This window comes from Phreatobacter oligotrophus, from assembly GCF_003046185.1.
In the GTDB taxonomy this organism is placed as follows: Bacteria; Pseudomonadota; Alphaproteobacteria; order Rhizobiales; family Phreatobacteraceae; genus Phreatobacter; species Phreatobacter oligotrophus.
On the sequence record NZ_PZZL01000040.1, the window covers coordinates 1 to 5635 of the forward strand.

The 5635-nt window shown below is 61.8% G+C and carries 9 protein-coding genes and 1 pseudogene; 5 read left to right on the forward strand and 5 right to left on the reverse strand.

What is annotated here, in order from left to right; genetic code table 11:
• Both C8P69_RS24025 and lspA read left to right on the forward strand, forming a co-directional pair.
• Positions 1-264 (forward strand): annotated as a pseudogene (locus C8P69_RS24025) (L,D-transpeptidase family protein); the annotation flags it as partial.
• 17 nt (positions 265-281) lie between these two features.
• Positions 282-764 (forward strand): signal peptidase II, encoded by a 483-nt coding sequence (gene lspA / locus C8P69_RS23020; RefSeq protein ID WP_108179771.1) that lies wholly within the window; start codon positions 282-284, stop codon positions 762-764.
• Positions 765-772: 8 nt separating this feature from the next.
• On the opposite strand, the gene nadE is transcribed toward lspA, so the two are convergent.
• Together nadE and C8P69_RS23030 are read right to left on the reverse strand one after the other, a co-directional pair.
• Complete coding sequence (gene nadE, locus C8P69_RS23025) at positions 773-1591, reverse strand: ammonia-dependent NAD(+) synthetase (RefSeq protein WP_108179772.1); 819 nt, start codon at positions 1589-1591, stop codon at positions 773-775.
• Complete coding sequence (locus tag C8P69_RS23030; RefSeq protein ID WP_108179773.1) at positions 1575-2081, reverse strand: helix-turn-helix domain-containing protein; 507 nt, start codon at positions 2079-2081, stop codon at positions 1575-1577. The genes nadE and C8P69_RS23030 overlap by 17 nt, the downstream gene beginning before the upstream one ends.
• Positions 2082-2272: 191 nt before the next feature.
• Between C8P69_RS23030 and C8P69_RS23035 the strand changes: the two genes are divergently transcribed.
• Both C8P69_RS23035 and C8P69_RS24635 read left to right on the forward strand, forming a co-directional pair.
• On the forward strand, positions 2273-2617 hold the full coding sequence (locus tag C8P69_RS23035; RefSeq protein ID WP_170118378.1) for an ankyrin repeat domain-containing protein: 345 nt from the start codon (positions 2273-2275) through the stop codon (positions 2615-2617).
• A complete protein-coding gene (locus tag C8P69_RS24635; protein WP_425440783.1) occupies positions 2617-2730 on the forward strand; it encodes a hypothetical protein in 114 nt (37 codons plus the stop codon). The genes C8P69_RS23035 and C8P69_RS24635 overlap by 1 nt, the downstream gene beginning before the upstream one ends.
• Before the next feature lie 342 nt (positions 2731-3072).
• On the opposite strand, the gene C8P69_RS23040 is transcribed toward C8P69_RS24635, so the two are convergent.
• Positions 3073-3474 (reverse strand): MerR family transcriptional regulator, encoded by a 402-nt coding sequence (locus tag C8P69_RS23040; protein ID WP_425440784.1) that lies wholly within the window; start codon positions 3472-3474, stop codon positions 3073-3075.
• Positions 3475-3965: 491 nt separating this feature from the next.
• On the opposite strand from C8P69_RS23040, the gene C8P69_RS24365 reads away from it, so the two are divergent.
• Positions 3966-4208 carry a GDCCVxC domain-containing (seleno)protein gene (locus C8P69_RS24365; protein WP_108179776.1) on the forward strand — a complete coding sequence of 81 codons (243 nt, stop codon included), beginning with the start codon at positions 3966-3968 and terminating at the stop codon, positions 4206-4208.
• A 31-nt stretch (positions 4209-4239) separates the two neighbouring features.
• On the opposite strand, the gene C8P69_RS23055 is transcribed toward C8P69_RS24365, so the two are convergent.
• Positions 4240-4566 (reverse strand): YnfA family protein, encoded by a 327-nt coding sequence (locus tag C8P69_RS23055; protein WP_108179779.1) that lies wholly within the window; start codon positions 4564-4566, stop codon positions 4240-4242.
• A 527-nt stretch (positions 4567-5093) separates the two neighbouring features.
• Positions 5094-5435 (reverse strand): hypothetical protein, encoded by a 342-nt coding sequence (locus C8P69_RS23060; RefSeq protein ID WP_146167447.1) that lies wholly within the window; start codon positions 5433-5435, stop codon positions 5094-5096.
• Positions 5436-5635 lie beyond the last annotated feature (200 nt).

Sequence of the window (5635 nt, forward strand, 5' to 3'; positions counted from 1 at the left end):
GATGATGCCGATGTGCGGCAGCTCGTGGCGACCGGCTTGCCGGCCATCCGCGTCGAATTCACCGACGGCGGCATGCATGGCAGCTTCAGGGACATTCTTCAGCGGGACGGCGTGGAGCGTCTGCGCGCGATGACATCCGCCCGCGTGGAAGTGAGCCGGCCGCAGGCGGTCTTGGCGCCGCCGAGGGAAGTTGTGCTCGAACAGACAGCCTCATCGGGCGGGCAGACATCTCCGTCCCCAACACGCGTCGCTTCACAACCCTGATCTCGCACACGACCCGCATGCCGTCCCGACCCCTGCATCAGGCGTGGCTGCTCGCCACCGTCATCGCGGCAGTCGCCGCAATCGATATCGCTGCCAAGATGCTGGCCGTCCAGTATCTTGGCGCTTCCCCGATGCCCGTTGTTCCGGGCGTGAACCTCAGCCTGGGCTTCAATCGGGGCGTCAGCTTTGGCCTGCTGGCCGCTGAAACGACGCTGGGGCGGTGGGCGCTTAAGTTAGTAACACTGCCCATAATCGCTGGGCTGGCCATCTTCATGTGGCGAAGCGTCGACATGATCGAACGCTTGTCCTGCGCTCTCATCATAGGTGGCGCCGTCGGCAATCTCCTCGATCGCCTCGACGATGGAGCCGTGACGGATTTCATCGACTTTCACGCACGCGGGTGGCATTTCCCCACGTTCAATCTTGCCGACGTGGCAATCACCTGCGGGGCATTCGGGTTTCTCGTTGCGGCGCTCCGGCCTCCTCCCAGCGCAGGATGACGCCGGGCCTACGAGTCGGCCGCAATCGGAAGAGAGCGCTTGTGCGCGGTCGCCTTGTAGGCGCGGACGATGAGGTCATGCGCGTTTGCTGCGATGGATTTCCCCTCCAGGAAATCATCGATCTGCTCGTAGGTGACGCCGTATGCGTCCTCATCCGGCCGCATCGGAGCGTTGGTTTCCAGATCCGCGGTGGGTATCTTGCTCACGAGGTGTTCGGGCGCCCCGAGATGGCGTGCCAGGGCGCGCACACGGCGCTTGTTGAGCCCGGCCAGCGGCAGGATGTCGGCGGCGCCGTCGCCATGCTTTGTGAAGAAGCCCATCACGGCCTCGGCCGCGTGGTCGGTCCCGATCACGAGGCCCCGCCACCGACCGGCCAGGGCGTATTGCGCGATCATCCGCTGTCGCGCCTTGATGTTCCCCAGCAGGAAGTCCTCCTGACCGGAATCCGCCGGCTGTAGACCGGCCCAGAGAAGCTCCTGCATCATCGCGTCGGCCGCCGCCTTGATGTTGACCGTGGCGAGCTCGTCGGGGGTGATCACCGCAAGCGCGGCTTGCGCGTCGTGTTCATCGGCCTGCTGGCCATAGGGTAGACGCACGGCGATGAACCTCGCCTCGTAGGCTTCAGCCCTCAATTCGATCACAGCGCGCTGGGCGAGGAGAGCGGCCGTCAGGGAGTCGACGCCACCGCTGATCCCCAGCACGTACGTGCTCAGTTGCGAGTTCGCGAGATAGCGCTTGAGGAAGTCGATCCGCCTTGCCGCTTCGGCGGCGGCCGAAAACACGGGGGCGACCCCCAGCGCGCAAATGATGTCACTCTGGTCGCTCATGGGGTTTCTCGTGTTCGAATACCAAAAGGTAGGCCGCTTTCTCATCCACGCCGAAGCTGTCGACGAGCTGCTGCAGAACATTGTTGGCGTGACGCGCGTAGCGCCAGATATCCCAGGCGAGCGAACGAACCCGCGCTTGAACCGCCGGCTGGTGCGCGCTGTCGCGTATGTAGCCATCCCGCATCAACCGGTGCAGCACGCCTTCCAAGACCTCCGGCGACAGGGGTGAAGCGGGCAGCTGACACAACATCGGGCCTTCTCCCCGCAGCAGGTAGGTGAGCGATGCGCCGGTGATCAGGCAGGTCGAGACAATCGCGTCAAAAGGCACCTGGTTCCTTTGCCGCCACTCCGCGATGGCATCCGGACGGACGCCTATGAACACCGCCAGGTCGCCATCTGTTTCTACCGCCAGCGCCTGCTTCACGCGCGATAGGACTTCGCCGGCCGCAAGCAGGTCAAACCATTGGTAGCGAACCGGCAGCTGGGTCATATGAACTTGTAACCGGTCTCCTCAAGGGGCTGCGGGCCATCCCTAGCCGGACGCGGTTCCACCTTATCATTTTTCCCGCTGCACATACGGCAGGCAAAAGGGCTTGCGGCAACGGCGGCATGCGACAGACTGGCGACGTAATTTCCTTGAGCTTCGGCTCCGCGCGCCCTCCGGCGGTCGCGGGGCAGGGCATGAAAGCCATGGATGTGAACGCTGATCTCTCTGAACTTTTATGCACGATGATGCGGGCGGACCGCCGCGAGCTGGCGCAGGCAATCCTCATGGAACCCGACATCGACGTAAACCACCGCCCCAGCGGCGGACAGACGCCGCTGCATATCGCTGCCGGGCTGTTTCTGCATGGCCTTGCCGCCGTGCTCCTGGTCAAAGGCGCCGACCCCAACGCCCGCGATCAGCGTGGACGAACGCCTTTGATGAACGCCGCCAGAGTTGGCGATACGCGAACCGCAGCGCAGCTGCTCAAACATCGCGCCGATCCGACCTCGCCACGACGCGATTCCGCTGGACAGCTTTGATGTGGGCGTCGCGCTACCAGCGCACTGGTCTGCTCAAGCAGCTGCTGGACGCCGGCGCCAATCCCGCGCTGCGCGACTTGAAGGGAAGGAGCGCCGCGGACATTGCACTTTAATACCAGGGAAAGGCAGCCCTTCGGCTCCTCGAACCTGAAACGACAATGACCCCGCCTTGAGCGGGGTCATTTAACATAACGAGCATTTGCGGACTAACCCGTTGATTCGCATAAGGTATCATATGGAACGCTTATCTCTGGTTCCGTAACGTTCGCTCAGCGCCTGCATTGCGGACGCGGACATCATCGGCAGAAGCGGAAATCAGGGATAGTACATGACGCACCTCGCGTGGCGGGGCATTTCTGCTGTTCGCGATGGGATTAGGCACCGGAGATCTGCACCAGAAAAGCCTGGGCGCATCAATGGGCGGCGAGGTGGTGCATAAGTCTTGATTTATGCAACTAGCGGGCGTCGAGCATGTCAAGAACCGGGCATGGGGCAGCGGCTTCTCCGGTGCACCGAGAAATGGTCTGGGCCAGAATGGCTTCCAGCTTCGCGAGGTCGGCCACTTTCGCCTGAACCTCGGCAAGGTGCTTGGCCGCGATCTCCTTCACCTCGGCGCACGAACCATGCTCGGGGGCAGACAGCGCCAGGAGGGCACGGATCTCGTCGATGCTGAAACCCAGCTCTCTCGACCGCCGGATGAAAGTGAGCCGCCGAACATGAGAAGCATTATAGGAGCGGTGCCCGCCCTGCGTACGCGGGGGAGGCGGCATCAGTTTGATGTTCTCGTAATAGCGGACGGTCTCAAGGTTCACCCCTGCCGCTTTGGCCAACTCCCCGCTGGTAAGCCCACTCATCATCGTGAATTTTTCCCTTGATCCCGTAGTCGCTACAGGATGTAGGCTGCCACGCTCAATGATGGAGCGCCACCCTTGACCGATGTACGGCTTTTAGAAGCCGAGCAGCCGACACCTATCCCCGCGCCGCCAACGGGCTTCCTCGCTGGCGCGGGAGCCGTAGTCGGCCTGACAGCGCTCGTCTCCTCGTCCTGTTGCATTGTACCCCTTGCGCTTGCGGCCCTGGGAGCGACGGGAGCTGTCTTCAGCGGTCTTGAGTTCCTGGCCGCGATCCGCCCCTTCCTCCTCGGGACAGCCGCCGTAGCCTTGCTCGCGGGCTGGTGGTTGTACTTCTCGCGGCAGCGATCTCTCGCCTGCCACAGCTACGGCACCTGCGCTGCTGCGGGTACGTCGTGGCGCACTATTGGTATTTTGGCTCTAGGCTCTACCCTCGTCGGACTGGCGGCAGTCTGGGCACCCTATATCGAGCCCTTTCTTCTTAGGTTGGTGCGCTAATGACCGTCGAGCTTCGATCCGTCGTCACCTGCCCTCACTGCGGCCATCAGGCCAATGAGTTGATGCCGACCGACGCCTGCCAGTTCTTCTACGAATGCAAGGGCTGCGGCACGCGGCTGAAGCCTTTGACAGGCGACTGCTGCGTATTTTGTTCCTATGGCTCCGTGCCCTGCCCACCGATACAGGCGGGCTCCGTCGACGGTAGACAAGCGGTCGGGTGTTGTAATTCTACGCTTGACTGAGGTTTGAGCCTCGGCGTTGCCCAAAGTCTGATTAGGCCCCTCGGGGCGCGAACAAAATGATGCTCGCACCTAACAGGCAGATTGCGGCTCCAGATATGTCCAACCGATCAGGCCGATGCCCTTCAATCAGCCATAGCCACGCTATGGAAGCTACGATGTAGACACCTCCATAGGCTGCATAAGAGCGACCAGCCGCTGAACTTTCGACTAGGGTCAGCAGGTAAGCGAATAGAGCCAGCGCGATCATACCGGGCGCCAGCCACCACGCTGATCGATCAAGGCGCAGCCAAGCCCAGAACGCGAAGCATCCTGCGATCTCAGCGATCGCTGCTCCCACATACGCGAAAACTGTCACCATGGCGCTCAAATTGCCACAATCGCGCATGCGCCGTCTATCGAGCCTAATGGTGCAAAAATCTTGACTACTGATAAAGCCGCCAGAGTCCAGAGCGGACATTCCAAACTTCCGCTTGGGGCTTAAAAGCTGAACCAACTGGTCGGTTGCTAGTCTGCAGAAGGACCGTTTGTGAGACGCGCGGGGGAGCGGTCTAGGCTGAACCGCCACAGGCCCCTCCCAAGTCTCAAAAGACGTATTGAAATCATCGTCTCATTTCCTCATGCGCCCCACGAGGATTGACACAAACCGAAGCTGCCAACCGGCCTTATGTCTGAGAATCGATCCGGTCTACCTCGCATCTGCCGAGGTAGACGAGGCTTCCAGCTGATCGCATGGATCCCCGCAGGAGCAATTCTGAGTGCGGGACCAACAGGCGCATCGGCCGCCCCGTCCGGCATCTTCGCGCTACCAAGTACGAGCGCGACGGGCCGCATCCGCAGGGTCTTAGGGGCACCGGGATAAAATGGCAGCTTGAGAGGCTTACATCATCATGCGTCTGTGGCTTCGATCGGCGTCATCGCTGTGATCAACGCTTCGATCTCGGCAGATAGCGCTGCGTGAACGTCGACGGGCAGGCCGCGAGCCGACAACGAGACGACCAAAGCGTAGCGACCGTTAAGCGCATACCGCTTGTCCTTTCCTCGGGTCATCCACCACCCCTTCAGGGGGCGCACGCAGATCATGCGACGGCTTAGGAGCGATGCGACATCGCCGTTCCAGACATCGCATTGCAGGGAGCCGGCCCGGCTATGCTTGTTGCCAAGCAGCCAGCCCGAGTCATCTGGACCCTCCTCGTCGCCTTGCGGTTCGGCGGCGTTCGTCCGGGCCATGAAGACTTCTTCCGGTTCACCGGCCCTCTGGAGATCCCATTTGAGTCCATAACTGCGATAGATGTCGGGGTAGCGCGACCCCATCGCCCCGGGATTGGGCTCCACTGACGTTGCCCCCGATCAGCCCTCGTTCATAACTGGACTCTGTTCTCCATGTGGTCCTGTCTGGACCGGGTTGCAAACTCGTTTGGGGTGAGGCC